This window comes from Acidimangrovimonas sediminis, from assembly GCF_002871005.1.
Classification (GTDB): domain Bacteria; phylum Pseudomonadota; class Alphaproteobacteria; order Rhodobacterales; family Rhodobacteraceae; genus Acidimangrovimonas; species Acidimangrovimonas sediminis.
On sequence record NZ_PHSN01000014.1, the window covers coordinates 58,228 to 84,601 of the forward strand.

General features: G+C 67.9%; 24 protein-coding genes. 4 read left to right on the forward strand and 20 right to left on the reverse strand.

The window, feature by feature from the left end; translation table 11 throughout:
• The first annotated feature begins 34 nt into the window (after positions 1–34).
• Together ggt and CVV76_RS13895 are read left to right on the forward strand one after the other, a co-directional pair.
• Entirely contained in the window at positions 35–1,735 is a 1,701-nt protein-coding gene (gene ggt / locus CVV76_RS13890) for a gamma-glutamyltransferase (RefSeq protein ID WP_102225271.1), read from the forward strand.
• Between the two features lie 18 nt (positions 1,736–1,753).
• Positions 1,754–2,713: a 2-hydroxyacid dehydrogenase gene (locus CVV76_RS13895; RefSeq protein ID WP_199178606.1), complete on the forward strand. Its 960-nt coding sequence runs from the start codon at positions 1,754–1,756 to the stop codon at positions 2,711–2,713.
• 294 nt (positions 2,714–3,007) lie between these two features.
• Here CVV76_RS13895 and CVV76_RS13900 read toward each other — a convergent pair whose 3' ends face one another.
• Positions 3,008–3,892, reverse strand: a complete 885-nt coding sequence (locus tag CVV76_RS13900) for an NAD-dependent epimerase/dehydratase family protein (RefSeq protein WP_102225272.1) — start codon at positions 3,890–3,892, stop codon at positions 3,008–3,010.
• 105 nt (positions 3,893–3,997) lie between these two features.
• Between CVV76_RS13900 and CVV76_RS13905 the strand changes: the two genes are divergently transcribed.
• Positions 3,998–4,864, forward strand: coding sequence for a helix-turn-helix transcriptional regulator (locus CVV76_RS13905; RefSeq protein WP_102225273.1), 867 nt, complete (start codon positions 3,998–4,000; stop codon positions 4,862–4,864).
• Positions 4,865–5,008: 144 nt separating this feature from the next.
• Here the strand turns inward: CVV76_RS13905 and CVV76_RS13910 are convergent, their stop codons facing one another.
• The 4 genes from CVV76_RS13910 to CVV76_RS13925 are packed head-to-tail and all read right to left on the reverse strand — an operon-like array spanning position 5,009 to position 9,569.
• Positions 5,009–5,920, reverse strand: coding sequence for a PCC domain-containing protein (locus CVV76_RS13910; RefSeq protein ID WP_102225274.1), 912 nt, complete (start codon positions 5,918–5,920; stop codon positions 5,009–5,011).
• Positions 5,921–5,941: 21 nt separating this feature from the next.
• The gene (locus CVV76_RS13915) at positions 5,942–7,576 is read right to left on the reverse strand and encodes an acyl-CoA synthetase (protein ID WP_102225275.1); all 1,635 of its coding nucleotides are present in this window, start codon (positions 7,574–7,576) and stop codon (positions 5,942–5,944) included.
• The gene (locus CVV76_RS13920) at positions 7,573–8,742 is read right to left on the reverse strand and encodes an acetyl-CoA acetyltransferase (protein ID WP_102225276.1); all 1,170 of its coding nucleotides are present in this window, start codon (positions 8,740–8,742) and stop codon (positions 7,573–7,575) included. The genes CVV76_RS13915 and CVV76_RS13920 overlap by 4 nt, the downstream gene beginning before the upstream one ends.
• Positions 8,739–9,569, reverse strand: coding sequence for an IclR family transcriptional regulator (locus tag CVV76_RS13925; protein WP_102225277.1), 831 nt, complete (start codon positions 9,567–9,569; stop codon positions 8,739–8,741). The genes CVV76_RS13920 and CVV76_RS13925 overlap by 4 nt, the downstream gene beginning before the upstream one ends.
• A 169-nt stretch (positions 9,570–9,738) precedes the next feature.
• Between CVV76_RS13925 and CVV76_RS13930 the strand changes: the two genes are divergently transcribed.
• Entirely contained in the window at positions 9,739–10,572 is an 834-nt protein-coding gene (locus CVV76_RS13930) for an SDR family NAD(P)-dependent oxidoreductase (RefSeq protein ID WP_102225278.1), read from the forward strand.
• A gap of 68 nt (positions 10,573–10,640) precedes the next feature.
• On the opposite strand, the gene CVV76_RS13935 is transcribed toward CVV76_RS13930, so the two are convergent.
• The 15 genes from CVV76_RS13935 to CVV76_RS14005 form a co-directional block, all read right to left on the reverse strand.
• Positions 10,641–11,399 carry an SDR family NAD(P)-dependent oxidoreductase gene (locus CVV76_RS13935; RefSeq protein WP_102225279.1) on the reverse strand — a complete coding sequence of 253 codons (759 nt, stop codon included), beginning with the start codon at positions 11,397–11,399 and terminating at the stop codon, positions 10,641–10,643.
• Positions 11,400–11,463: 64 nt separating this feature from the next.
• A complete protein-coding gene (locus tag CVV76_RS13940; RefSeq protein WP_102225280.1) occupies positions 11,464–13,335 on the reverse strand; it encodes a TRAP transporter large permease in 1,872 nt (623 codons plus the stop codon).
• Positions 13,336–13,339: 4 nt separating this feature from the next.
• Entirely contained in the window at positions 13,340–14,356 is a 1,017-nt protein-coding gene (locus CVV76_RS13945; protein ID WP_102225281.1) for a TRAP transporter substrate-binding protein, read from the reverse strand.
• A 565-nt stretch (positions 14,357–14,921) separates the two neighbouring features.
• Entirely contained in the window at positions 14,922–15,137 is a 216-nt protein-coding gene (locus tag CVV76_RS13955) for a hypothetical protein (protein WP_102225283.1), read from the reverse strand.
• Complete coding sequence (locus CVV76_RS13960) at positions 15,138–15,404, reverse strand: DUF982 domain-containing protein (RefSeq protein WP_233192914.1); 267 nt, start codon at positions 15,402–15,404, stop codon at positions 15,138–15,140.
• A 92-nt stretch (positions 15,405–15,496) separates the two neighbouring features.
• A complete protein-coding gene (locus CVV76_RS13965; RefSeq protein ID WP_102225285.1) occupies positions 15,497–15,703 on the reverse strand; it encodes a cold-shock protein in 207 nt (68 codons plus the stop codon).
• A gap of 361 nt (positions 15,704–16,064) precedes the next feature.
• Complete coding sequence (locus tag CVV76_RS24690) at positions 16,065–16,283, reverse strand: hypothetical protein (protein WP_146010294.1); 219 nt, start codon at positions 16,281–16,283, stop codon at positions 16,065–16,067.
• A 217-nt stretch (positions 16,284–16,500) separates the two neighbouring features.
• Positions 16,501–17,412 carry a 2-oxo acid dehydrogenase subunit E2 gene (locus tag CVV76_RS13970; RefSeq protein ID WP_102225286.1) on the reverse strand — a complete coding sequence of 304 codons (912 nt, stop codon included), beginning with the start codon at positions 17,410–17,412 and terminating at the stop codon, positions 16,501–16,503.
• Between the two features lie 9 nt (positions 17,413–17,421).
• The gene (locus CVV76_RS13975) at positions 17,422–18,852 is read right to left on the reverse strand and encodes an NAD-dependent succinate-semialdehyde dehydrogenase (RefSeq protein WP_102225287.1); all 1,431 of its coding nucleotides are present in this window, start codon (positions 18,850–18,852) and stop codon (positions 17,422–17,424) included.
• A 14-nt stretch (positions 18,853–18,866) separates the two neighbouring features.
• Positions 18,867–20,207 carry a biotin/lipoyl-containing protein gene (locus CVV76_RS13980; RefSeq protein WP_102225288.1) on the reverse strand — a complete coding sequence of 447 codons (1,341 nt, stop codon included), beginning with the start codon at positions 20,205–20,207 and terminating at the stop codon, positions 18,867–18,869.
• A complete protein-coding gene (locus CVV76_RS13985) occupies positions 20,197–21,192 on the reverse strand; it encodes an alpha-ketoacid dehydrogenase subunit beta (RefSeq protein WP_102225289.1) in 996 nt (331 codons plus the stop codon). Before CVV76_RS13985 ends, CVV76_RS13980 begins: the two co-directional genes overlap by 11 nt.
• Before the next feature lie 10 nt (positions 21,193–21,202).
• Positions 21,203–22,198 carry a thiamine pyrophosphate-dependent dehydrogenase E1 component subunit alpha gene (locus CVV76_RS13990; RefSeq protein WP_102225290.1) on the reverse strand — a complete coding sequence of 332 codons (996 nt, stop codon included), beginning with the start codon at positions 22,196–22,198 and terminating at the stop codon, positions 21,203–21,205.
• An 82-nt stretch (positions 22,199–22,280) separates the two neighbouring features.
• Positions 22,281–23,582 (reverse strand): M24 family metallopeptidase, encoded by a 1,302-nt coding sequence (locus CVV76_RS13995; protein ID WP_102225291.1) that lies wholly within the window; start codon positions 23,580–23,582, stop codon positions 22,281–22,283.
• A gap of 98 nt (positions 23,583–23,680) precedes the next feature.
• Positions 23,681–24,484, reverse strand: a complete 804-nt coding sequence (locus CVV76_RS14000; protein ID WP_102225292.1) for an SDR family NAD(P)-dependent oxidoreductase — start codon at positions 24,482–24,484, stop codon at positions 23,681–23,683.
• A gap of 10 nt (positions 24,485–24,494) precedes the next feature.
• Complete coding sequence (locus tag CVV76_RS14005; protein ID WP_102225293.1) at positions 24,495–26,309, reverse strand: ABC transporter substrate-binding protein; 1,815 nt, start codon at positions 26,307–26,309, stop codon at positions 24,495–24,497.
• Between the last annotated feature and the right edge of the window lie 65 nt (positions 26,310–26,374).

Genomic DNA, 26,374 nt, shown 5'->3' on the forward strand with positions numbered 1-26,374 from the left:
TCCGCTTTCCCTCCCCCTTCGACAGGCGCTTCACATGACCCGATCCCCGCTTCCCTTCACCTGCGAGAAGCGCCCCGCGACGGGGGCCGGCGGCATGGTCGTGGCCAACCATCCGCTGGGCGCCGCGGCGGGGGCCGAGCTTCTGGCAGCGGGCGGAAACGCCGTGGATGCGGCGGTTGGCACGCTTCTGGCGCTGACGGTGGTGGAGCCGATGATGGTGGGCATCGCGGGCGGCGGGCTGTCGCACCTGCGGCTGCCCGACGGCCGCCACGTGGTGATCGACGCGCTGGCGACGGCGGCGTCGGGCATGCAACCGGGGATCTACACCCCGATCTCCGACGACCCGCTCAGCTACGACGTGCGCGACCGGCGCAATCTGGTCGGCCCCTCGGCTGTCGCGGTTCCGGGCAACCTTGCGGGCTGGTGCCGCCTGCATGAGCAGTTTGGAAAGCTGCCCTTCGCCGATGTCGTGGCGCCCGCCATCCGACTCGCCCGGCGCGGCTTCCTTGTGACCGACTACCTCTCCGGCGCGATCCGCGAGAACGCGGCCGATCTGTCCGCCGATACGGCGATCTCTTCCGTCCTGATGCCCGGCGGCGCGGTGCCCCGCACCGGCGACCGGCTGACGATGGGCGATTATGCGGAAAGCCTGTCCCTCATTGCAGAGGAGGGCGCGGCGGCGCTGCATGGCGGCGCGCTCGGCGCGGCGCTGGCCGAGAGCATGGCGACGGGCGGCGATGGAGACGGCTGGATCACGCGCGAGGACCTTGCCGCCTACCGGCCCGCGGAACGCGAGGCGCTGCACGGCACCTACCGCGGGTTCGAGATCGTGGGGCCGCCGCCGCCGGCCTCCTCGGGCGTTCACATCCTGCAAATGCTCAACATGCTGGAAGCCTACGACGTGGCGGGGCTGGGCTTCGGCACCGATGCGGGGATCGACCTTCTGGCACAGGTGCTCCAGGTGGCCTTTGCCGACCGCCGCGCGCATTCCGGCGACCCGGCCTTCGTCGACGTGCCGGTGGCGCGGCTGACGTCGAAGGCCTACGCCGCCGAATGCCGGGCCCGGCTGGGCACCTCCGCCCCCCCTGCCCCGGGCTACGAGAGCCGCGACACCACCCATGTCACCGTGGCCGACCGCGACGGCATGATCGTGACCGCGACCCACACCATCAACGGCCTCTTCGGCGCCCGCTACATGGTGCCGGGTACCGGGATCATCCCCAACAACTACATGTCGAATTTCGACCCGCGGCCGGGCCGCGCCCTTTCGGTCGCGCCGGGCAAGCGGGTGCCCACCTCGATGGCCCCGATGATCGCGCTGAAGGACGGGGTGCCCGCCTTCGCGCTGGGGCTGCCGGGCGGCCTGCGCATCTTCCCCTCTGCGCTGCAGGCGATCGTCAACCTGATCGACCACGGCATGAGCCTTCAGGAAGCGGTCGAGGCACCCCGCGTCTGGACCCAGGGCGGAGAGCTGGAGATCGAGAAGACGCTGACCGACCGCGCCCCGGCGCTGGAGGCCGCGGGGCACGAGGTGAAGATCGTCCCCCATATCGGCGGCGGCATGAACGCGATCGGCTTCGGCGCCGACGGCATGATGACCGGGGCCGCCTGCTGGCGCGCCGACGGCACCGTGATGGCGCTTGGCGGCGGGCTGGCGCGACCCGGCGTGCGGTTCTGGCCCGACAAGGCCCCCGAGACGCCCGAGGGCTCCGCCACCCCCGCCGCCAAGGCCTGAGACCGGAGACCCCGCCCGATGACCAGGATCGTGATGCTCGACCCGATGCCCGAGGCGCGGCTGGAGCGTATTCGCCCCTACCTGCCCGAGGGCTGGACCGTCACCACCGCCGCCTCGCGCGCGCCGGCCGACCAGATCGCGGCGCTCGAGGGCGCCAGCTTCGCGATCACCGGCGACGTGCCGGTCAGCGCCGGCATGATGGCGGTGCCGGGGCTGAGGGGCGTCCACAAATGGGGCGTGGGCTATGACAACATAGATTGCGAGGCAGCGCAGTCCCACGGCGTGCGGGTGATGCGCACGACCGGATCGAACGCGGTCGCGGTGGCCGAGACGACACTGGGCTTCATCCTGGCGCTGAACCGCAATATCGTGCGCGGCCATGTCGGCATGCTGGACGGCAAGTGGCTGAAGCAGGACCTCTCGAGCAGCTCGATGCGGCTGTCGGGCAAGACCGTGGGGATCGTCGGGCTGGGCTACATCGGCAAGGCGCTGGCGCGGCTTCTGGCGGGCTTCGGCTGCACCATCCTCTATGCCAAGCGCACCCCGCTGACCCCGGAGGAGGAGGCCGAGCTGGGCGTCCGCTTCGCGCCGCTGGACGACCTGCTTGCGCAATCCGACGTGGTGACGCTGCATTGCGCGCTGAACGACGAGACGCGGGGGCTGATCGACGCGGCGACGCTGGCCCGGATGAAGCAGGGCGCGCTGCTGATCAACGCGGCGCGCGGCGGCGTGGTGGTCGAGGCCGACCTTGCCGCCGCGGTCGTCTCGGGCCACCTCCGCGGCGCCGCGGTCGATGTCTTCGCGACCGAACCGGCAGAGACCGGCAACCCGCTGGTCGGCGTCGACGGGATCATCGTCACCCCGCACGTGGGCGCGATGTCGGCCGATGCCTTCGTCGCCTCGATCACCCGCATGATCGCCAACCTGCGGGCAGTGGATCGTGGCGACGACCCGCCCGCGCTCGACACCGTGGTCTGAGGGCCGCGCCGCCGATCCGTGCGGCATGGCCGCGCCCGGACCCCGGCGAAGACGGCAGGAACACCTGCGATGCAGGCGTCTGTCCGGTGCAAGCCCACGGCAAGCCCACCCCGGTAGCTCCCGCCCCGGCAAACCGAGGTTCTACGGCATACCGGCTGAGGCCCCGGGCGTGACGGGCCAGCGGGCACGGTGGCTGGCGACCGTTCGCCGCGTGGCAAACCTGCCCGGGCGAGTATTGGCCGGGCACGATGGCCCGGAGCGCGCCACCGAGGTGGCGGCCCGGGTGCGGAGTCGTTACGCGAGGCTCTCGATCCGCCGCAGATCCTCCAGCAGGCCGGGGCCGGTGGGCTCCCATCCCAGCACCTCACGCGTCCAGTCGCTCGACGCGAGGATATTGAAACGGGCGAAATGCGCCAGCGGGCCGAAATAGCCCTCGACCTCGGCGTCGTCGAGGGCGTGCACCGGCAGGCCCATGCCCTTCGCCAGCGCCTCGGCCACCTCGACCGCGGGCACGCCGGCCTCGGCCGCGGCGTGATAGACGGCCCCCGGCACGGCCCGTTCCAGCGCAAGGCGGTACACCCGTGCCGCATCGCTGAAATGGGCGGCGGGCCAGAGGTTCGACCCGTCCCCCGCGTAGCCGACAAACCCCTTCTGCCGCGCAACTTGCGCGAAGAAGGTGATCAGTCCGAAATGCGCCGTGTCATGAACCTGCGGCAAGCGGATGATGCCCATGTTGGCCCCGGCCGCCACTGCCTCCTGCGCCGCTTCCTCGCTGGCCGCGCGCGGCATGACATCGCTCCCCGGATGGCTGTCCGTCTCGACCGAGGCCCGGCCCGGCGCGGCGGGAATCCCGCTGGTGACGACCATCGGCCTGCCTGTGCCGGCCAGCGCCTGCCCCATGGCGTGGATCACCTTGCGGTCGTCCTCGCAGTTTTCCCTGAAGCGGGTGAAATCGTGGTTGAAGGCCAGGTGGGCGACGGCGTCGACCTTGGCGCAGGTCCGGGCCATCAGGTCGAGGTCGTTCACGTCGCCCATCAGCACCTCGGCGCCAGTGTCGGCCAGCGCCCCCGCCTTCTCGGCCGAGCGGGCAAGACCGGTCACGCTGTGGCCCGCGGCCAGCAGATCGGCGGTGACGGCGGCCCCGATGAACCCCGTGGCGCCGGTTACGAAGACATGCATGGATCTTCTCCTCATTGCGATATGGACGCTACCTGCGCACGGATGCTATCGTGTTAAAGTAGTGACTTTATCCTGTTATACGGCTTAACAGGCTGGAAGGTGAGCATGGACGGCACATCCCCCCGCAGCCCCGATGGCAAGCAACCCCTCGGCCAGAGCCTGGGCCAGTACCTGAAGGACCGCCGCGCCCGGCTGGACCCGGCTGCCCTCGGCTATCCGGAGGGGCGCCGCCGCACCCCGGGGCTGCGGCGCGAAGAGGTCGCGCAGCGCGCCCATATCTCTCCCGCCTGGTACACCTGGCTGGAACAGGGGCGCGGCGGCGCGCCCTCGGCCGATGTGCTGGACCGGGTGGCGCGGGCGCTGATGCTGACGGATGCCGAGCGTGAGCATCTGTACATGCTGGGCCGGGGGCACCCGCCGGAACGGCACAGCCGCCATGCCGAGGATATCTCGCCTCGGCTGCAACGGGTGCTGGATGCCCTCGACCCCTGCCCCGCGCTGATCCGCAACGTGGCCTTCGACGTGCTGGGCTGGAACCGTGCCGCGACCGTGCTGCTGAGCGACTATGAAAAGGAGCCCCCGGAGGCGCGCAACATCCTGCGGCGGATGTTCCTCGACCCCCGGTCGCGGGAGGCCCAGCACGACTGGCTTTCGGTCGCGCGGTTCATCGTCGCCAGCTTCCGGGCCGAGGCGCTGCAAGCGGCCGGCGATCCGCACGTGCAGGAGCTGCTGGACGAACTGACCCGTGCAAGCCCCGACTTCGCCGCGATCTGGCGCGAGAGCGAGGTCATAGGCCCCTTCGGCGGTGAGAAGGTGCTGCGGCACCCCGTCTTCGGCGACCTGCGGATGGAGTTCTCCTCCTTCGGGGTGGACGGGCGTTCCGACCTGACGCTGCTGATCTTTTCGCCCCTCTCGCCCGAAGACAAGGACCGCTTCCGCGCCGCTGTCGAGGGAGGCGGGCCCGGCGCATAGGACACCCCGTTCAGACCGCAATCAGGGCCGAGGGCCCAAGGACCGGAAGATTTGCGACACCGCCCATGGCAGACGGTGCCTGCCCCCGCAGGCCGCAAGCCCGGGGTGACAGGACGCCGCCGTCCCGGACCATAGGCGACGAATTCAGGTCGTGGCCCCCTGGCCGACCGGGGGCGCGCCGTCCTCCTCGGTCAACACGAATTCGCAGGTGACGCAGACCGGGCACTCCCCCGGGACCAGCCAGCCTTCGAAGATCGCGCCGTCCACATCGACGATCGCGATGCGCAGCCTTGCCGCCCCGACCTCTTCCGCGTTCCCTTCCCCAGCCTCCTGCGGCGCGTCGTAACGCCCGTCGAGGACGAGGAATTCCGACGCGAAGGAATGCATTGGCGGCGCGTCATCAAAGACCGCGCCGTTCAGGCTGCCGATGCCGCGGATCCGGGCGCGCCGCCAGCCTGCCTCGCGGCAGATGGCCGCCAGCGCAGTCGGCACATCGGTGTTGGGCTTCAGCGTGACGGCCAGCGCCCGCGGGCGCGGCGGCGACATGCCCATCGGTTCGGCGGCGAAAAGGCGAAAGCAGGTCTCCGCGTCCTCGCGCGAGACGAAGGCGCCGCCCGTCAGGCCGATGCCCTGCACCGCGATCTCAGCCGCCGCGCGGCTGTCGGGGCAGAGCAGATGCCCCATCTCGACCGGCCCGCCCTCCGCCTGCCAGCTCCCGTGACAATGGACGAAGGGCGCACCTTCGCGCCACCCCACGATCGCGCCCGCCCGCAGCACCGTCGCAGCGGGATGGGCGATGGTCGGCGAATACCACGCGGCATGGCTGTCATCGGGCGACGGAGCGGGCATGACGAAGGCGAACGGGGCAAGCGGCGCCGCCGACATCTCGACATAGGCGCTGTCACAGCCCGCGGCGCGCAGGCCGCGGGCCAGCCCCTCCTCGACCGTCTGGCCCGGTGCGATGGAAAAGCTGATCGGCTGCACCCTGGCCGGTGCCCGGGTGTCACGGTCGGGCGACACCGGGCCGGGGTGGCGGATCTCCGGGTTAAGCGGCATGGCGACGATCCCCTCCCGGCATCACGCGTCCTGCCCGAGGGTCAGCAGCCCCCGCGCCTCGAGCGTCTCGCGCACCAGCTTCTTGGTGATCTTGCCGTAGGCCGACTTGGGCATCTCGTCGAGAAAGAGGATCCGCTTGGGGATCTTGTAACGCGAGACCTTCTCGGCCAGCAGTGCGGCGATTTCCGCCTCCGTCACCGTGGCGCCCGGCTTGGGCACGCAGACCGCGACGCCCACCTCGCCCCATTGCGGATCGGGCACCCCGAACACCGCGACCTCGCTCAAGGCCGGGTGGGTCAGGATCTTTTCCTCGATCTCGCGCGGGTAGATGTTCGAACCGCCCGAGATGTACATGTCCGAGGCACGGCCGGTGATGAACAGAAACCCCTCGGTGTCGAGATGGCCAAGATCCCCGGTGCGGAACCAGCCGTCGCGGAACGATTTCGCATTCGCTTCGGGGTTGCGGTAATAGCCGGCGAAGACCCCCGGGCCGGTCACGCAGATCTCTCCGGTCTCGCCCGCCGGCAGGATCGTGCCGTCCTCGGCCTGGATCGTCACCTCCATCGCGGTACGCTCATAACCACAGGTGCCCGGACGGGCGTCGGCGGTGTCCTCCGGCCGGTGGGCATGCGGGGGCAGCACGGTGATGTTGCCGGTCACCTCGCCCAGCCCGAAATACTGCACGAGGACCGGGCCCAGCTTGGCCAGCGCGCGCTTCTGATCCTCGCGGTACATCGGCGCGCCCGCATAGATCACGTAGCGGATCGAACTTCGGTCATACGCGTCGACCGCCGGATGCTCGATCAGCCGCTTCACGATCGTGGGCACGGTGAACATGGTGGAAACCTTCCACCGCTCCACCAGCGACCAGACCTCGGCCACGTCGAAATTGGCGGCGGCGGGCAGGATCGTCGCCACCCCCGCCGCGACCTGGGTCAGCTGGTGCACCCCCGCGCCGTGCGAAAGCGGCGCCACCACGATCGAACGGTCTTGCCCGGTCAGCCCGGGCATCAGGTCGCACAGATGGTTCGTCACGATATAGGCCATCTGCCCATGGGTCAGGACCGCCGCCTTGGGCCGGCCCGTCGTGCCCGAGGTGAAGAAGAACCAGCAGGGATCGTCGCGGTCCACCGCCGCATCGCCGACCACCGCACCAAGGTGTTCCGCGACCAGCCCGTCGTAATCCGGCCCGAACCCGGCCTGACCGATCGCCACGACGAAGTCCGGCGGAGAGGCCAGCGCGCTGCAGGCGGCGGCATGATCGGGAAAGTCCGCGTTGCAGATCATGCCCTTCGCCCCGCTCGCCTCGCACAGGTAGGCAACCTCGTCCGGGGTCTGGCGATAGTTCGTCGGCACCCAGACCGCACCGAGGCGGAAGCACGCGAACATCGACTCGAACATCTGGTTGCAGTTTTGCGACTGCACCAGGATGCGGTCGCCCTTGCGCACGCCGAACCGGTCGCGCAGGCATGCCGCCATGGCGTTGATGCGACCCTCGAACTCGGCCCAGGTCCAGAGGCTGTCGCCCCAGATCACGGCGGGCTCGCCTGCCTGGCGCCGGGCCGCGCGCGTGACGAAATGCGCAAGGTTCGACACCCGGGTGGAAACCGGGGCAAAGCCCGGATCGAACGCCGTTTCGCGATAACCGGTGGTCATTTCACCCGCTCCAGGATCGAGACGTAGTTGGCCACGGCGGCGCCGCCCATGTTGAAGACACCGGCCATGCCCGCGCCGGGGATCTGCATCGCGCCCGCCTCGCCCATCAGCTGCATCGCCGCCAGAACATGCATCGACACGCCCGTAGCGCCGATCGGGTGGCCCTTGGCCTTCAGCCCGCCCGAGGGGTTCACCGGCAGCTTGCCGCCCTTCTGCGTCAGCCCCTCGCGAAGGATCCGCCCGCCCTGGCCCGGCTCGGCCAGACCCATCGCCTCGTATTCGATCAGCTCGGCGATGGTGAAGCAGTCGTGCGTCTCGACGAAATCCAGATCGTCGAGGGTGACGCCCGCGTCCTCCAGCGCCTTGACCCATGCCCGGCGCGCGCCGTCAAACGCGATCGGGTCGCGGCGGCTCAGCGCCAGCACGTCGTTCTGGTGGCTGCGCGCGCGGAACCCGATGGCGCGCGCAAGACCCGCCGCCGTCTCCTCATCCGCCAGCACCAGCGCCGCGGCACCGTCGGACACCAGAGAGCAATCGGTGCGCCGCAGCGGTTGCGCGACATAGGGGTTCTTGTCGGAAATCGTGTTGCAGAAATCGAAGCCGAAATCCTTCTGCATGTGGGCGTAGGGGTTCACCGCGCCGTTCGCATGGTTCTTGGCCGCGATCATCGCCAGCTCTTCCGACTTGTCCCCGTACCGCTGGAAATAGGTCCGCGCGATGCCGCCGAAGACACCTGCGAAACCGCCGTCGATCTCGGATTCCTCGGGCCGGTAGCAGGCACCGAGAAGGATATCGCCCACCTCTGCCGTGGGGGTGGCCGTCATCTTCTCGGCCCCGACCACAAGGGCGATCCGCCCGCGTCCGCTCTCGATGAAATCCATCGCGCCGTGCAGCGCCGCGGACCCCGTGGCGCAGGCGTTCTCATACCGCGTGGCCGGAGTGGTGGCGAGGCCCTCATGCACCATGCCCACCAGCGCCCCCTGGAAATCCTGCTTGGAGAAGCCGTTGTTCATGACGCCGACGAAAATCCCGTCGACCGCCTCGGCGCCGACGCCCGCGTGATCCAGCGCCTGTGCCACCACCTCGGCCATCAGCGCTTCGGTCGAGGGCGCCTCGGACTTGCCGAACTTGCCATGGTGCCAACCGACGATCTGTGCCTTGCTCATCCTTGTCTCCTCCTGTTTCCAAGGGTTGCCCCGGCGGATGCGCGCGGGGCGAACATGCGTTCCAGCTTCTGTTCGATGCGGGCCTTCTCGGTGCGCATCAGGGTGACCAGCTCGGCCCGCCGCGCGTCGCCCATGCGGCTGTCGATCGCGGCGATCGACAGGGCGCCCGCGACCCGGCCGTCAGGATAATGCACCGCCATGCCGATCGCCCAGGAATTCGCCAGCACCAGACCGGGGTTCAGGGAATGCCCCTCGGCCCGGGCCCGGCACACCTGCTCGTGCAGCACCTCTGCCGTGTATTGCGGGTAGCGCGCCGCAAGCTCCGCGGCATTCTCGGAGATCACCTGCTCGATCTCCTCGTCGGACAGCTCCGCCAGCAGCGCGGCGGAACCCGCGCCGATCCCCAGCGGATGGTGCTCCCCCGCCACCAGCACATGCGTGCGGATCGGAAAACGCCCCTCCTCTCGCTGGAGGCAGACGGAATGGCCCCGCCGCATGACCGAGAAGAAGGCCGTATCCTCGCTGGCATCGGTCAGCCGCCGCAAGCTTTCCCCCGTGATCTCAAGCAGACCATGCCGCCCGGCGGCCAGCGCCCCCATGACGAAGGCCTCCTCGCCCAGGTGATAGCGGCGGCTGGCCTCATCCTGCTCCACCAGCCCCGCGCGGATCAATGCCAGCATCAACCGCCGGACCGTCGGCTTGTTCAGCCCGCTTTCCTGCATCAGCCCCGACAGGCCGATCCCCTCGGCCGCATTGCGCCGGACGACGGCCAGAAGGCCAAGCGCACGGTCCACGCTTTGCGCGCCGGAAAGGGCCTGATCGGTCATGCGAACCTCACGCAGGGATAATTCATAATATGGACCACTTTTCCGAGTCTTTCTTGCATGATCTATTTTTGTGGCGCCAAGGTGACTTTTCAAGCCACAAATCATGGGCAATCATGCGAACAGGAAAAATGTGGATGATCCACATTATGGACCTTGTGGAGGAGAGTTCATGACACATTCCGAGGAGGAGCCCGGGCGCACACCGGCCGGCGGACGCGTGGCGGGGAAGGCGATCCTGATGCTGGGCGGCGGCGCGCCGGCCGAGGGGCTGAACAACGGCAAGGCGGCGGCACTGCTTTACGCACGCGAAGGGGCGCGGCTGGCCATCGCCGACCGCGACCTTGCCGCAGCCGAACGCACCTGCGCCGCGCTTGGAGACGAGGGGTTCGCGGCGACGGCGGTTGAGGCCGACGTGACCGACAGCGACAGCCTGGCCCGGGCCTGCGCCGAGACGCGCGCGCAACTGGGCCGGATCGACATCCTGCACAACAACGTGGGCATCGCGGCGACGGGGGGCCCGGTCGAGACCTCCGAAGACAGCTGGAACCGCGTGATCGCCGTGAACCAGACCGGGGTGTTCCTGGCCTGCAAGCACGCGATTCCCTACATGCTTCAGGGCGGCGGCGGCGCCATCGTCAACATCTCGTCCGCCGCCGCGCTGCGCTGGATCGGCTTTCCCTATGCCGCCTACACCGCATCCAAGGCGGCGGTTCTGGCGCTGACGCAGAACGTCGCGCTGCAATATGCGGGCCAGGGGATCCGCGCCAATTGCGTCCTGCCCGGCCTGATGGACACGCCCATGATCCGTGAGCCGCTGGCCGCAAGCTATGGCGCCGATGTCGAAACGATGCTTGCCAAGCGCAACGCCCAAAGCCCGACCGGCAAGATGGGCGACGCCTGGGATACCGCCTATGCCGCGCTGTTCCTGGCCTCGGACGAGGCGCGCTATGTCAACGGCACGCAGATCATCGTCGACGGCGGGCTGACCCAGCGCTGCGCCTGAGCGACAGGGGCGCGCGCCGCGATCCGTTCGACAAGGTTCCGTCCGGATGTGCCGCGCGCGCCCCATGATCAGACCCTCAGGCCGGCGCTGATGAATCCGCCGTCGACCGCGATGATCTGACCGGTGACGTAGCTGGCAGCGGGCGACAGCAGGAACGCCACCACCTCGGCGATCTCTTCCGGCGTGCCGTAGCGTTGCATCGGCACCCGGTCGTTCCACTGCTTGCGCACCTCGGGGGTGTGGACCTGCCGGGCAAGCGCGGTATCCACCGGCCCCGGCGCCACCGCGTTCACCCGGATGCCCTGCGCGCCCATCTCGGTCGCCATCACCTTCGTCATCTGGTTCACGCCGCCCTTCGAGGCGCCATAGGCGCTGCGCCCGCGGTTGCCGGTCAGGCCCGAGACCGACGAGATGTTGACGATGCTGCCGCCCCGCCCCTCGGCGATCCAGTGCCGCGCGGCGGTGCGCGCGATCAGGAACGACCCGGTCAGGTTCACGTCGAGGATGCGGCGGAACTTCTCGACCGGGGTGTCGATGGCAAGCGTATCGGCCGCGATCCCGGCCGAATTCACGACACCGGCCAGCCGCGCCGTCGCGCAGACCGCCTTGAACGCCGCCTCGACCGCGGCCTCGTCGCTTACGTCGCAGTCGAGCGTATGACCCTCGGGCAGGCCCAGATCGGCCGCGGCCTGCGCCAGACGGTCGGCGCCGAGATCCATGAGGAAGACCTCCCACCCTGCCGCCTTCATCTTCGCCGCGACCGCCAGCCCGATGCCCGAGCCGCCGCCGGTGACGACGACCGCGTCAGCGCCTGCCGAATTTGACATACTTCCTCCTTCGGGTGGCAACGCGGCCCCCGTTCTTCCGATGTTCAGACGTGAGGGATCAGCCTCAGAGGAAGCCGATCGAGAACCACGGCACCGCCGCGATCAGGATGACGCCCAGGATCAGCGCGACGAGATAGCCGACGATCGGGCGCATGCCTTCGTCGGGGTTCACCTTGCCGATGACGCAGGCGGTGTAATAGCCCACGCCGAAGGGTGGGGCGAAAAGGCCGATCCCCATCGAGAGGATGACGACGATGGCGTAGTGCACCTCGTTGATCCCGACCATGTGGGCGATCGGGAACAGGAGCGGCCCGAACAGCACGATGGCGGGGATGCCCTCCAGCACCGATCCCAGCACGATGAACACCACGATGGACATCGCCATGAAGGTGAAGGCGCCCCCCGGCTGCGACGACATGAAGGCCGCCAGCTGGCTGGAAAAACCCGATTGTGTCAGCGCCCAGCCCATGCCCGTGGCCGCCCCGATGATGAACAGGATCGCACCGGAGAGAGAGGCCGTGCCGATCAGGATCGGGTAGATCCGGCGCCAGTCGAATTCGCGGTAGACCAGAAGCCCGATGACGACCGAATAGACGATGCCGATGGTCGACACCTCGGTCGCCGTCGCGATCCCCTCGATCACCGCGGCGCGGATCACGAAGGGCAGGACCAGCGCCGGGATGGCGACGATGAAGCTGCGCGCCAACTGCTTGCGCGGGGCGCGCTTGATCTGCGACATGTCCTCGCCCCGGGTGCGCCACCAGGCGACGCCCGCCAGCGCCAGCGCAAGCACCACCGCAGGGATCAACCCTCCGTCGAACAGGGCCGAGATCGACACCCCCGTGACCGAGCCGATGGTGATCAGCACGAGCGAGGGGGGGATGGTTTCGGACATCGCGCCCGAGGAGGACAGAAGCGCCACCAGTTCACCGGGCTTGGCGCCGCGGCGCTTCATCTCGGGGAACAACACGGGGGCGACGGCGGCCATGTCGGCAGCCTTGGCGCCCGATATGCCCGAGACAAGGAAGATCGCGCCAAGCAGCACGTAGTTCAGCCCGCCCCGCACATGCCCCACGAGATCGGCAAGAAAGCCGACCATGGCGCGGGCCATCCCGGTCATCTCGATCAGGTAGCCCAGCAGCACGAACAGCGGCACGGCCAGCAGGATGAGCGACGACATCCCCCCGTCCATCCGGCCCACGATGATCGACAGCGGGATCTCGGTGGTCAGCGAGAGATAGGCGAAGGTGGCAAGGCCGAAGGCAAAGGCGATCGGCACGCCGGCAAAGATCGCGCCGGCGAGGAAGATCACGAAGAAGATTACCAGGTTCAGGTTTCCGAGCGCCTCGAACACCGGCTTCAGCGCGACCAGCCCGATGCCGATCGCGAAGGTGGCGACGATGGCGCCCAGCACCATGGCCAGGCTGCCCACCTTCAGCATCCTTATGAGCGATATCAGGATCATCAGGACCGAGGCCACCGGCAGGGCCGCCGCACGCCATGCGGCAGAAATGCCCAGACCCGGCGAGGTGATGATGATCTCGTTGATCGCGAAATCGTAGGACGGTTGCAGGATCAGCGCGACGAAGGCCGCCGCCGTCACCACGGCGATGACCTCGGCAAAGGCCTGCCCGCGTGGCGACAGAAGGCCCACCACCGCTGTCATCCGCATGTGCGCGCCGGATCTCAGCGCGATGCAGGTGCCCAGAAGGCCCAGCCACAGGAAGCAAAGCGAGGCCAGCTCATCCGACCAGACCAGCGGGCTGTCCAGCAGGTAGCGCGCGATCACGCCCGCGAACAGCACCACCACCTCGACCAGCACGAGGATGGCGGCCGGGATCTCGATCGCATAACCGACCGCGGAATCGAGGACGCGGAGCCAGGGCGCGTGAACGCCCAGGCCCGCCTTCTCGGCATCGACCGCCAGATCCGCCATCGGCTCAGGACAGCTTGCCGACGGCCTGCTCCAGCAGCCCCCAGGGTTTCTCGCCGAACTTCTTCTTCCACTCGTCGTAGAAGCCAGCCGAGCGCAGCTTGTCGCGGAACGGGCCCGCGTCGGGCGAGTTCAGCGTCATCCCCTCGGTCTTGAGCTTGTCGGCGAGCGAGCCGTTCAGCTTGGCCACGTCGTCGCGCTCCTTCAGCCCGGCGGCGTTGATGTGCTTCGACACCACCGACTGGATGTCCTTGGGCAGCGCGTCCCATTTCTTCTGGTTGGCGAGGAACCAGAAACCATCCCACATGTGGTTGGTCATGGAGCAGTACTTCTGCACCTCGTAAAGCTTGGCGGTCTGGATGATCGCCAGCGGGTTCTCCTGCCCTTCGACCACGCCGGTCTGGAGCGAGGTGTAGACCTCGGAGAAGTTGATCGAGGTGGGCGCGGCGCCGAAGGCCTCGTACATCGAGGTCCAGAGCGGGCTGACCGGCACGCGGATCTTGAAGCCCTCAAGATCCTTGGGCGAGGTGATCGGCTTTGCGCGCGACGTCGTCTCGCGGAAGCCGTTGTCCCAAATCTTCTCCATCGGATGGATCCCGTATTTCGAGATCTCGCCGCGGACATAGGCGCCAAGGTCGCCGTCCATCGTCTTCCACACGGTGCCGTAATCGGGGAAGGCAAAGCCCACGCCGTTGATCGCGGCCACCGGCACCAGCGTCGACAGGATCAGGCCCGACAGCGTGAAGAATTCCACCGCCCCCGCGCGCAGCTGGCTCAGCGTCTCGGTATCTCCGCCCAGCTGGCTGCTGGGGAAGATCTGGATCTTCATGTCGCCATTGGTTTCCTTGGCGATCGCCTCCGCCGCCTCCTTGGCGCGGATGTTGAGCGGGTGGGTCAGCGACAGGTTGTTGGCGAACTTGTAGTTGAAGGTCGCGGCCTCGGCCCGGCGAATCCCCGGCATCGCCAGAACGGCGGCGCCGGACAGCGCGGTGGTGACGAAAGCCCTGCGGGTCTGATTGGTCATGTGCTCCTCCCAAAGACACAAGGGCGGCCGGCCTTTCCCGTCCGCCAGCGCGCAGTCCACAATGTGGAATGGTATCTGCGCAGGTTCCTCCTGCCGACGAGTTAAGGAACCGGGAAACCCTCTGTCAAACGATAAATATGAAAATACGGCAGGAAAGGCAGGAAAATGAAAGGTCCATAATGCGGACCAAATTCACACCCAAGCCGTCGAAAGGGCAGCCAACCCTCCCATGGCGCTCCGGCAAAGTCGGGCGGTTTGCCCTTCCGAAATGAACCGACATGTTCGATGCGGAGCAGTACGACTATCGCATGTGTGACCGCAATCAGACAGAGAGGCGGGCACACATGTTGCCCCAGAGCGAGCAAGAGCAGCGCCGCGTGTCATGGCGCGTGGCCAATTGGTCGCCTGGACACACAGCAGGCTGGATCAACGCCAGCTTCCTGGAACTCCAGGCACGCCACAGACATGGCGAAATCTCGCTTTCGGAGGTTTGGGACGAGCTTCGCCGCCGGCAACGGGCACGCGCGCGGGACGGCTGACCCCGCCTGGCGAAATGCCCGATCCGTCAGGACCCGCGCTTCTTGCGGGTCTTCTTTTCCGGCTCAGGCGTCGTTGTCGCCTCGCGTTCCAGGCGGGCCTGACGCAGGCGGGCGTTCTTCGTGTCCCGCGCCTCGGTCTCGGCATCGAGGATTTCCCAGAATTGCCGGGTCGTCTTGTCGATCTGTGCGCTCGGTCCGGTCGTGGGGTGATCGCGCAGCGTTTCCCTGGTGCTTTTCGCCATTCAGGCGCGGGCCCCGGCCGGAGCTCCGGGTACGCTCGCCCTGAAACCGGCCGTCGTCGCGGCCGAGAGGAACGCTTGCCGTGCAACCGAGACGGGAACGAGGCAATCCATAGCCGCCGCGACCTTGGAAAGCGCGACGTCTCTCGCGCGGTCGGCGACGGGCCACTTCTGCTTCAGCCAGTACTGGGCCTGTTCGATGGTGGAGATCCGCGTGGCCTCGTCTTGTGTCGAGAGGGCCATCGGGGCGCCCCAGTGAATTTCTATCAAGTCATATCCTATCTTGGGTAACATGGTGCAGCGCACCCGCGGGGGGGGGGGCGCTGCGGGGTAACGGCGCCACGGCGCCGTGGGTGCCGGCCTCAGGCCAGCGCGACGTTCGTCGCGGATTCACGGCCATCGCGGCCGGTCTCGACGTCGAAGGTGACTTCCTGGCCATCATCGAGGCCGCGCAGCCCGGCGCGCTCGACCGCGGAAATATGGACGAAGACGTCCTTCAACGCGCCTTCGGGCGAGATGAAGCCGAAGCCTTTTTGGGAGTTGAAGAATTTCACGGTGCCTTTGGCCATCGTGATGTTTCCTTTTGATGGATGCCGCCCGCAGGATGCGGCGGCCCGGCGCACAGTCGACGTAGGATCAACTGGTGCCAGAAGGAAACAGAAGGCCGAATGAGGAAGGTTTGCCTTCAGGACATGGGGCCGCCCCTTCACTTATGCAAGGGTTTTCGCTGTCTTCCGAAGGATAGCAGGCGGAAACGGGGGTGCCGTTGCCACTTGGTCGCGAGGCCCTGCAAAGCATGGATCGCCATCCACGGCACGTCCCCCAAGGTGACATGGATCGTGGCTTATCGCAGTCCGAATTCGCCGAGCGGCCGCCAGAGGCAGAATGATTTTTCGTGTAATTACTGTTGCTTAAATGACCTCCGCGCAATCAGGATGATGTCTTGACCTCCCCTTTCCCATCGGCGGTTTCAATGGCGCGCAGGCGGTCGTTTTCCGCGTCGTGCCAGCCCTTGAAATCGGCGAGCGGGATATCGGCCACGCAATAGCCTGCACCAACCCGGGCGGCGTGAAATCGCAGCCGGAGGGAAATGACGCGCAGACGGCGGATGGCGCGGGAGCATGCATGTTTCACCCCGTGCCCCGTCATTCTGATGCGACCTTGGGGCCCGGACCGGGGGCGAAGTCGCGCGTCGCCGGATCCACGCGGCGGCCGTCACCGAACATGATGCTTTTCGGCGACACACACCGATGCGCCGGACACCTTTCTACCGGCAACTCCCGCCCGCCCCGGAAGGTCGCGCCCCGGGTCAGCCTCCGGGCGCGCCTCGGGCGGATCGCCCGCCCGGACAGCACGACAGATGCCCCTAGCACAGGAGCAACCGGCGGGGCTCCCCAAGCAGCGCTGCATACCGCGACAGAAACCGCGCGGCATCGGCACCGTTCACGACCCGATGGTCGTAACTCAGGTCGAGCGGGCACATCGGCACCGGCACCCATGATCCGTCCTCGTGAACCGGCTGCGTCCGGGTCCGCGTGAGGCCCAGGATCGCCACCTCGGGCGGGTTGACGATCGGCGTGAACCCGTTGCCGCCGATGCCGCCCAGGTTCGAGATCGACATCGAGGCGCCCCCCATCTCCTCCGGGCGGATCTTGCGGGTCTGCGCACGGGCGGCGAGATCGGCAATCTCGGCGGCCAGCGCCCAGAGCCCCTTGTCGCCCGCGTCGCGGATCACCGGCACCATCAGCCCGTGCGGCGTGTCGACTGCGATGCCGATATGGACGTACTCCTTGAGGATCAGCTGCCTTCCATCCGCCGAAAGCGAGCTGTTGAAGCGCGGGAACTGCCGCAGGCAGCGCGCCAGCACGGCCACGTGGAAGGCCAGCGCGGTCAGCTTCGTCCCGCGCACCTGCGCTTCAGGTTTCAGCCGGGCGCGGAAGCTCTCGATCGCGCGCATATCGGCGCAATCGTGGTGCGTGACCTGGGGGATCGCCGCGTTGGCCGCAGACAGGTTCGCCGCCGCCAGCGTGGCAAAACGCGGCAATTCCTCTTCGCGGACAGGGCCATGGGCGGCGTGGTCGACCTCCCAGTAATGGCTGGTGCGAACGCCCGAAGCCGAATCCTGAACCGAAGCCGGCGCCGGGGTCATGCCGGCCGCCGCCTGGTCGACATCCTCGCGCGCCAGTGTCTCGCGACCGCTTTCGCGGGCGAGGCGGGCAAGGTCCACCCCCTTCTGGGCCGCGTAGGACCGGACCGAGGGACTTGCGACATAGCTCATGATCGCCTCCTACCAGCTGGCCGAGATGTATTGGGTTTCCATGAATTCATGCATGCCCTCGTGGCCGCCCTCGCGCCCGAGGCCCGATTGCTTGGTGCCGCCGAAGGGGGCCGCCGGGTCGCTGACGAGACCGCGGTTGAGGCCGACCATGCCGTAGTCGAGCCGCTCGCAGACCTGTAGCCCGCGGCGCATGTCGCGGGTGAAGACATAGGCGACAAGGCCGTATTCCGTGTCGTTGGCGCGCGCGATCACCTCATCCGTGTCGGTGAAGGTCTGGATCGCCGCGACCGGGCCGAAGATCTCGTCGCGGACACAGGCGGCATCGGTGGGCACGCCGCTCAGCACCGTGGGCGGGTAGAAGAAGCCCTTGCCGCCGGGCAGCTCACCGCCAAGGTGCAATGTCGCCCCCTTCGCGACGGTATCCTGAACAAAGCCATGTACCTTGTCGCGGGTATCGGCATTCACCAGCGGCCCGACGTCGATCCCGTTTTCCAGCCCGTCGCCCATCTTCAGCGCGGCCATCTTCTTGGTGAACCGCGCGGTGAAGACCTCGGCCACGCTTTCGTGGACGTAAAAGCGGTTGGCGGCGGTGCAGGCCTCGCCGAGGTTGCGCATCTTGGCCAGCATGGCGCCTTCGACCGCCGCGTCGATGTCCGCATCGTCGAAGACGATCAGCGGGGCGTTGCCGCCCAGCTCCATCGCCGGTTTCAGCACCTGGTCGGCGGCGGCGTGCAAGAGCTTGCGGCCCACGCCGGTCGAGCCGGTGAAGCTTACCACCCGCACCCGCGGATCGTGCAGCAGGTGATCGACCAGTACACCCGTCCGGCGCGAGGGCAGAACGTTCACCACGCCCTTCGGCACACCGGCCTCCTCCAACAGCGGCATCAGCGCGAGCATGGTCAGCGGCGTTTCCGAGGCGGGCTTGATGATCACCGGGCAGCCGGCGGCCAGCGCCGGGGCGATCTTGCGGGTGCCCATGGCGGCCGGATAGTTCCAGGGTGTCACCAGCACCGCGATCCCCGCGGGCTTGTGCTGCACCATGATCCGCGCGCCCGAGGCCGGCGCGCGGGTGATCAGACCGTCGGCACGCACCGCCTCCTCCGCGAACCAGCGGAAGAACTCGGCGGCATAGGTGGCCTCGCCCATCGCGTCGGCGCGGGCCTTGCCGTTCTCCAGCGTGATCAGCCGCGCGAAATGGTCGAGGCGGGCGGTCATCAGCTCCCACGCGCGGCGCAGGATCTCGGATCGTTGGCGCGGGGTCTTTCCGGCCCAGTCTGCAAAGGCGGCTTCGGCGGCATTCAGCGCGGCATCGGCATCGGCGATCTCGGCCGAGGCGACGGAGGCAAGCACCTCCTCGGTCGCCGGGTTGATCACGTCGAAACGCGCGCCCTCGGCCCCCGGGCGAAAGGCGCCGTCGATGTAAAGGTCGGTCTGGTCCATGGGATACTCCGGTGTCAGAGGAGGTGGCGCAGCGGGTCGTTCAGCCGCGCGGCCACCCCGGTCATCAGGTCGAGCGCGGCGGCGGGCGACAGCTGCCCCGCCGCGCATTCGAGGGTGAGGCAAATCCGGTCGTCACCCGTCAGCGTCAGCACCGGCGCCTCCTCGGCGCCCAGCCGCAGGCCGGTCAGGCCACTGCCGCGCAGGTCGCGCAGGATCAGCGCGGGCGCAGCCTTCTCCTGCGGCTGCGGAGCCGAGCCGAGGCCGCCGCGATCCGGGTCGGCATAGCTGCGCCGCTGGCCATGGCGTTCCACTGCGACGATCAGCGACCCCTCCGCATGGGGGCGCAGGGCCCCCGCGGCGAACCCGGCGAGGAGACCCGCGGCATCCACCGGGGCATTCCCTTCGCCTGCGATCCACGCGACGAGTTCGGCGAGGGCCGTGGCCGGTGCCTCGGCAGTCAGGTGCAGGCTGGCAGCCGCCTGTGCCGGGTTCGCCGCCGCCCCCGGAGACGGAAGCGCGCGCAAGGTGTCGAGATCGGCCACATGGAAAGGCTGCGGCACGCCCGCATCACGCAGCCGCGCAAGATCCAGCCCCTCGGCCGCCGCCAGCCGCCGCGCCTTCGGCGAGGCAAGGATACGCCCCCCCTGCGTCGGAACAGCCGCCGGGGCGACCTTTTTCTCGGCCGCGGCGGCGGGCGTCCCGGTCGCGACCGGCTTGGCGGTTTCGGGCATTGGCGACGGCGCGACAGGCGCGCCACCTGTTGCCGCGCTGCGCTGCACCGGGTTCTCCGGCTTCGAAGTCGAGATCACCGCGATGGTCGCGCCCACCGGCACCTCTTCGCCCGCCTCGGCCAGCAGCGCCGCAATGTAGCCATCGGCGCCCGCAGGCACCTCCATCGTGCTCTTGTCGGTCTCGACCTCCAGCAGCACCTCATCGCGGCCCACCGCCTCTCCCGGGGCCTTCAGCCAGGCGACAAGGATCCCGGTATCCTGCGCCATGCCGAGCGCCGGCATGATGATCGCCTCGCCCTCCGGCAAATCGTCCGGCGCGGCCCCGCCCCCGGCAGAAGCGGCCGGGGCGGCGGGAGGGGAGGATGCGCCCTCGCCCGTGCCCCCGGGCCGGTCCGCGATCAGCGCGACCACCTCTCCCACGGGCACGTTCGCCCCGGCCTCGGCGCGGATGTCGGCGAGGAACCCGTCAAACTGGGCCTCCACCTCCATCGTCGCCTTGTCGGTCTCGACCTCCATCAGCGGCTCGCCCGCCTTCACCGCATCGCCCGCGGCCTTCAGCCAGGCGACGATCTGGCCCGTCTCCTGCGCCATGCCGAGGGCGGGCATGATCACCTCATGCGGCATCGGTCATCTCCCCCCGCACGATCCGCCGCGCGGCCTCGGCCACGCGGTCGGGCGTCGGCACGGTCAGATCCTCGAGCGCGGGCGAGAACGGCACCGGCACGTCCATCGCGCCGAAGCGCAGCACCGGCGCGTCGAGATGGTAGAAGGCCTTTTCGCTGATCCGCGCCGCGATCTCGGCGCTGACGCCAAAACTCTGATGGCCCTCGTCGATGACGATGGCGCGGCTGGTCTTGCGCACGCTGTCCAGGATCGTCGCCTCGTCCAGCGGGACGATGGTGCGCGGGTCGATGACCTCGGCACTGATACCATCGCGGGCCAGGACCTCGGCCGCGGCCCGGGCCACCTGCACCATCGACGAGGTGGCGACCAGCGTCAGATCGCGCCCCTCGCGCAGCACCGCGGCCTGGCCGAAGGGGATCAGGTATTCCTCTTCCGGCACCGGGGCCTTGTCGTTGTACATCAGCTTGTCTTCGAAGATCACGACCGGGTTGTTGTCGCGGATCGCGGTCTTCATCAGACCCTTCGCCTCGTAGGCCGAAGAGGGCAAGGCGACCTTGAGCCCCGGGATATGCGCAACCAGCGCATGCAGTGATTGCGAATGCTGCGCCGCCGAACGGCGGGTGGCGCCAAGGTTGGTGCGCAAGACCAGCGGCACGTTCAGCTTGCCGCCGGACATGTAGTGGATCTTGGCCGCCTGATTGCAGAGCTGATCCATGACGAGGAACAGGAAGTCGCCGAACATCAGGTCGACGATGGGGCGCGAACCGGTCATCGCGGCGCCCACGGCAAGCCCCATGAAGCCCGGCTCGGAAATGGGTGTGTCGATGATCCGCTCGGTGCCGAATTCCTCGACCAGACCCGAGAGCACCTTGAACGGCGTGCCGGCCTCGGCCACGTCCTCGCCCATCAGGAAGATGGTGGGATCGCGGCGCATTTCCTCGGCGATGGCCTCGTTCACGGCCCTGGACAGGGTGATTTCACGCATCTCTCTCTCCTCAGGCGGCGGTGTCGGGGGCATAGACGTGCATGTCCACCTCGGCGGCAGGCGGATAGGCCGCGTCCAGCGCATAGGCGACGGCGGCCTCGGCATCGGCCTTCACCGTGTCGCGGATCTCCTGCAGGTCGGCCTCGGTGGCGATCCCCTCCTTCGCCAGCCAGACGCCGAAATTGACGATCGGGTCGCGGTTCTCCTTCCAGATCGTCTCTTCCTCCTTGCTGCGGTAATAGTTGCGGTTGATGTCGCCGACGTGGTGACCGTGATAGCGGTAGGTCTCCAGCTCGATGAAGAACGGGCCCTCGCCCTTGCGCGCCCGGGCGACCAGCTTGGCGGCAAGGTCGTTCACGGCCAGCACGTCCTGCCCGTCGACCTGGTGCGCCTCGATCCCGAAGGCCTCGGCCCGTTTCATCAGCGACCCGGCGGCGATCTCGTCGGTGCGGGTGTATTCGGAATAGCCGTTGTTCTCGCAGGCGTAGATCACCGGCAGCTTCCACAGCGCCGCCATGTTCATCACCTCGTACCAAAGACCCTGCGCCGTCGCCCCGTCACCGAAGAAGCACACCGTCACCTCGTCGGTGCCGCGCAGCCTGGCCGACAGCGCGGCGCCGGTGGCGATGCCCATCGAGCCGCCGACGATGGCGTTGGCGCCAAGGTTGCCGTGGCTCTGGTCGGCGATGTGCATCGAGCCGCCCTTGCCCCGGCAATAGCCCTCTTCCTTGCCCAGGAGCTCGCAGAACATCTGCCTGAACTCCGCCCCCTTGGCGACGCAATGGCCGTGGCCGCGGTGGGTCGAGGTGATCTTGTCGTCGTCCGTCAGCGCCTCGCAGATGCCGACGGCCACCGCCTCCTCGCCGGAATACATGTGGGTCAGCCCCGGCATCCTGGCCGAAAGGTACAGCTGGTTCGCATTGTCCTCGAAGCTGCGGATCCGCACCATCTGGCGATACATCCGCAGGTAGGCCTCGGTATTGGTCTTGCGCTTGGCGGCAGCCATCACGCCCTCCCTGATTTCATCTTGGCAAAAATACTCCCGCCGGAGGCGCGGCCCTTCCGCGAAGGGCCGCGCCCGGGGCAGGTCAGTAGCGCGCGGCGATCGGCAGCTCCTCGGCCGGGAACAGACTGATCACGGTGCAGCCCTTGTCGGTCACCACCACCTCCTCCTCGATCCGAGCGGCGGAATATCCGTCCGCCGCCGGGCAATAGGTCTCCAGCGCGAAGACCATGCCGGTCTGGATCTCCATCGGGTTGTCGAGACTGACCGCGCGGCTGATGATCGGGCGTTCGTGCAGCGCCAGCCCCAGACCGTGGCCGAATTGCAGACCGAAGGCCGAAAGCTCGTCGGGAAAGCCGTATTCTTCGGCCCTGGGCCAGAGCTTTGCCACCTGGTCGGTGGTTACGCCCGGCTTGATCGCCCCGATCGCCGCATCCAGCCATTCGCGCGCCTTGACGTAGGCGTCCCGCTGGGCCGGCGTGGAGCGCCCGATGTTGAAGGTCCGGTAGTAGCAGGTGCGATAGCCCTGATAGCTTTGCAGGATGTCGAAGAAGGCCTGGTCGCCGGGCCGGAACAGCCGGTCGGTGAAATTGTGCGGATGCGGGTTGCAGCGTTCGCCCGAGATCGCGTTGATCGCCTCCACGTCGTCCGAGCCCATCTCGTAGAGCAGCTTGTTCGACATCGCGACGATGTCGTTCTCGCGCACGCCGGGTTTCAGCTCTTCGTGGATCATGTGATAGACGCCGTCGACCATGCTGGCGGCCTGGTTGAGCAGCTGGATCTCGTCGATGTTCTTGATCTCGCGCGCCGAAAGCATCACCTGCTGGCCATCCACGACGTTCAGCCCCGCCTCCTTGAGTGCGAAGAACATCGCGGTTTCGGCATAATCCACGCCCACCGGCATGTCGGCCATGCCCGCCTTCCTGATCAGTCCCGCGATTTCCTCGGCATAGCGTTTCATCAGGCCGAACGACGGCGGGATCGTTCCGCGCATCCCCACGACGCCCGCCAGCATCCGCTCGGGATCCAGCCAGTCGCAATATTCGCGGTGGTGCACAGCGGCCGAGCCGAAATCCCAGACATAGGGTTCCTCGTCCCCCGCAAGCAGGCAGAACCGGCACATCTTGTCGCGTTCCCACTCGCCGATCTTGGTGCCCGAGATGTAGCGAATGTTGTTGACGTCGAAGAGCAGGAGCGACCCGCAGCCCGACTTCTTCAGCGCGTCCTTGGCGCGGCTCAGGCGGTAGCGGCGCAGGCGGTCGTGATCGACCCGGCGCTCGAAATCGACCGAGGTGTGACCCCAGGCGGGGATGTGCTTTTCCCAGCGCCAGTTGGGGTCTATATCCCCGGGCTGAAGGATGCGGGGGTTGAGGGCTGTCGTGGTCATGCGTCTCCTCCCTGCACCCGCGCGGGGTGCAGCTTGTTCGGGTTGGTTTCGTTGCTTCGTGTCGGTTCAGGCGGCAGCGCGCTCTTGGCCGCGCCCGGTCACTGGATGACCCAGCCGCCGTCGATGTGGATCATCTGGCCGGTCATGTAGTCGCTGTCGTGGCTGGCCAGGAACGCCGCCGTTCCCTTGACGTCGTCGGGATAGGACACCTTCTTCAGCGCGAGGATCTCGGCGATGTCGTCGAAGGCCTGCCCCTCGCGATCCTTGAAGCCGATATCCACCAGGTCCTTGTCGAGCTGCGCCCAGAGCGGCGTCTTGACCACGCCAGGGGCATAGCCGTTCACGGTGATGTTGTGTTCGGCCAGCGCGACCGCACCGCAATGGGTCAGCGCGAGGCAGCCGTATTTCGAGGTGCAGTAGACGGTCACGTCGACCAGCGGCTTGCGCGACGCGACGGAGCCCACGTTGATCAGCTTGTAGACGTGTTCCTGCGGGCCCTGGGCGATCATCTGCCGGGCCACCTCCTGCATGCCCAGCCACATGCCCTTGGTGTTGACCTGCATGATGTGGTCCCAGTTGTCCTCGTCGATATCCATGAAGAACCGGGGCTTGTTGAGGCCAGCGTTGAACACGCCCACGTTGATCGTGCCGAAGGCATCGACCGTGGCCGCGACCGCCTCCGCATTGTCGCGGCGCCTGGTCACGTCCATCCGAACCGCGACCGCGCGGCCGTTGCCGGCGGCGTTGATGCGGTCCGCCACCTCCTGCGCGTGGTCGAGGTCGACATCGCCGAGGCAGACGTTGGCGCCCTGTTCGGCGAAATGCTCGGCGTTGCAGGCGCCCATGCCCTGGGCCGCGCCGGTGATCAGGATATTCTTGCCCTTCAGGCGGTTGGGATCCATCGTCTCCTCCTCAGGATGGTCGGTGTCTCAAGGCGTCCTCGGCCCGGGATTGCGTTCGGGCGAGGGCGGCACGCGGGGTCGTGACCCCGCGCAGCATGTCGTGAAGTTCCTGGCCGCAGATCTCGATCAGGTCGCAGATCCGGGGCACCGGGGGCCGAGGCCAGAATTGCAGCTCGTCGCGCCAGGACATGCCGTCCACGGCCTCGAAGATCGGCGACAGCCGCTGCACCTCGGGGTCGGCGCCGACCGAATAGCGGGGCGCCGTGCGGCTGCCGTTCTGGATGTAGAGCTTCTGCGCCGCGGGTGAGGTGAAGGCGATCAGCGCCTCGGCCGCCGCGGCGCGCCGCTCTGGCGGAAGGTTTGCGGGGATCGCCATGACATAGCCGCCCACCGGCGCGACCGGCGCGCCGCCCGGTCCGGCCGGGTGCGGCAGATAGCCGGTGGTGTCATGCGCGGGCGACCCGGGGTCGAGCTCGAAATACGGCGCGAGAAGGGTATAGCCATAGGCCATCGCCACCCGCCCCGCGGCATAGGGGCGGACACGTTCGTACCACGACATCGACAGGATGTCGGGCGGCGAGTAGTTCATCAGTTCCAGCAGGTACTCCGCCGCGGCCTCGGCCGCCGGCGTGTCGAACTGCGGCACGAAATCGTCGCGGTCCAGGTGGTCCGCGTCGAACCCCCCGGCGATCGGGTCGAGATCGACCACGGGCTGGCCGAAATCGGCGCAGGTCATCATGAAGGTGTGCCCCAGCGCAGTGCCCCGCGCCGCGTTCCAGGCGATGCCGTAGCGACCGTGGGCAGGCGCGTGAAGGCGGCGGGCGGCCTCCAGCACGGCGCCCGTGGTTTTCGGCGGCTCAAGCCCTTCGGCCGCGAACAGATCCTTGCGGTAGAAGAACAATTCGGGTGTCGTCTGGCTGGGCACGCCATAGGGCCGCCCCGCCCAATGCGCCGCGCGCCAGCCCGCGGTATGGAAATCGCCGGGGTCGAGCCGGGCGATATCCATCACCTCGTCCAGCGGCAGGATCAGACCCTTCTTGGCGAACTCGCCGATCCATGGCAGGTCGATGGCGATGATGTCGTAGTGGCTGGCCTTGCGATGCCCGTTGCGCAGCGCCTCCTCGTGAAGCCGGTCGATGGAGAATGCCCGCTGCGAGATGCCGGTGCCGATGATATGCTCGAACTGGCGCTTGAGCGTCTCCATCACCATGAAGGTGGGATCGCCGTGCACCAGCACCCGCACGCCGCCGGGCAATGACAGCGGCTCCGGCAGGACGACCGGCGGCTTGATGCTGCGTCCCTCGCTGTAGGAGCCGCCGAAGTAATAGTCGCGCTCGGCAAGGGGGGCCGCGACGAGATGCTGCCGCGCGAGCCGCTGAATCCGCGTCGAAAGGTGGCTCCAGCTATCAAGCAGCTTTGCGCTGGCATGGAGCGAAAAGGTCTTGCCCGAGGCGGTGCGCGGACGCTGCTCGATCAACCCGGCCTCGGTCATGTCCGCAAGCCTGCGCACCGCGGTCGCATAGGGCACGCCCGACGCCGCGACCAGCGACGACGGGGTCACGGTCTTGCCTTCCAGGTGGTTGCGGACAAGGTGGGATGCCATGGCGAGATACGGGTTCGGAGTTGAGAGATCGAGGGTTTCCCCGACCTCGGTTGCAAAGGCGTCCATGAACGCGATCACCGAGAGCGCGCCGCCGGAGCCGTCATCCGGCTGATGCAGCCCCGGGGTTCTTTCCGGGAGTCCGATCTGGACATTTTTTGCATCTGGGGTGGTCACGTCGGCATTGCGGCTGGCCCGGATTCGGGATCGGTTCGAGTTGGACATGTGTGTCTCCCGGAAGATGTTCAGATTGAGGATGTCCCGCTGCGGGAATAAAATCCATTATGGAT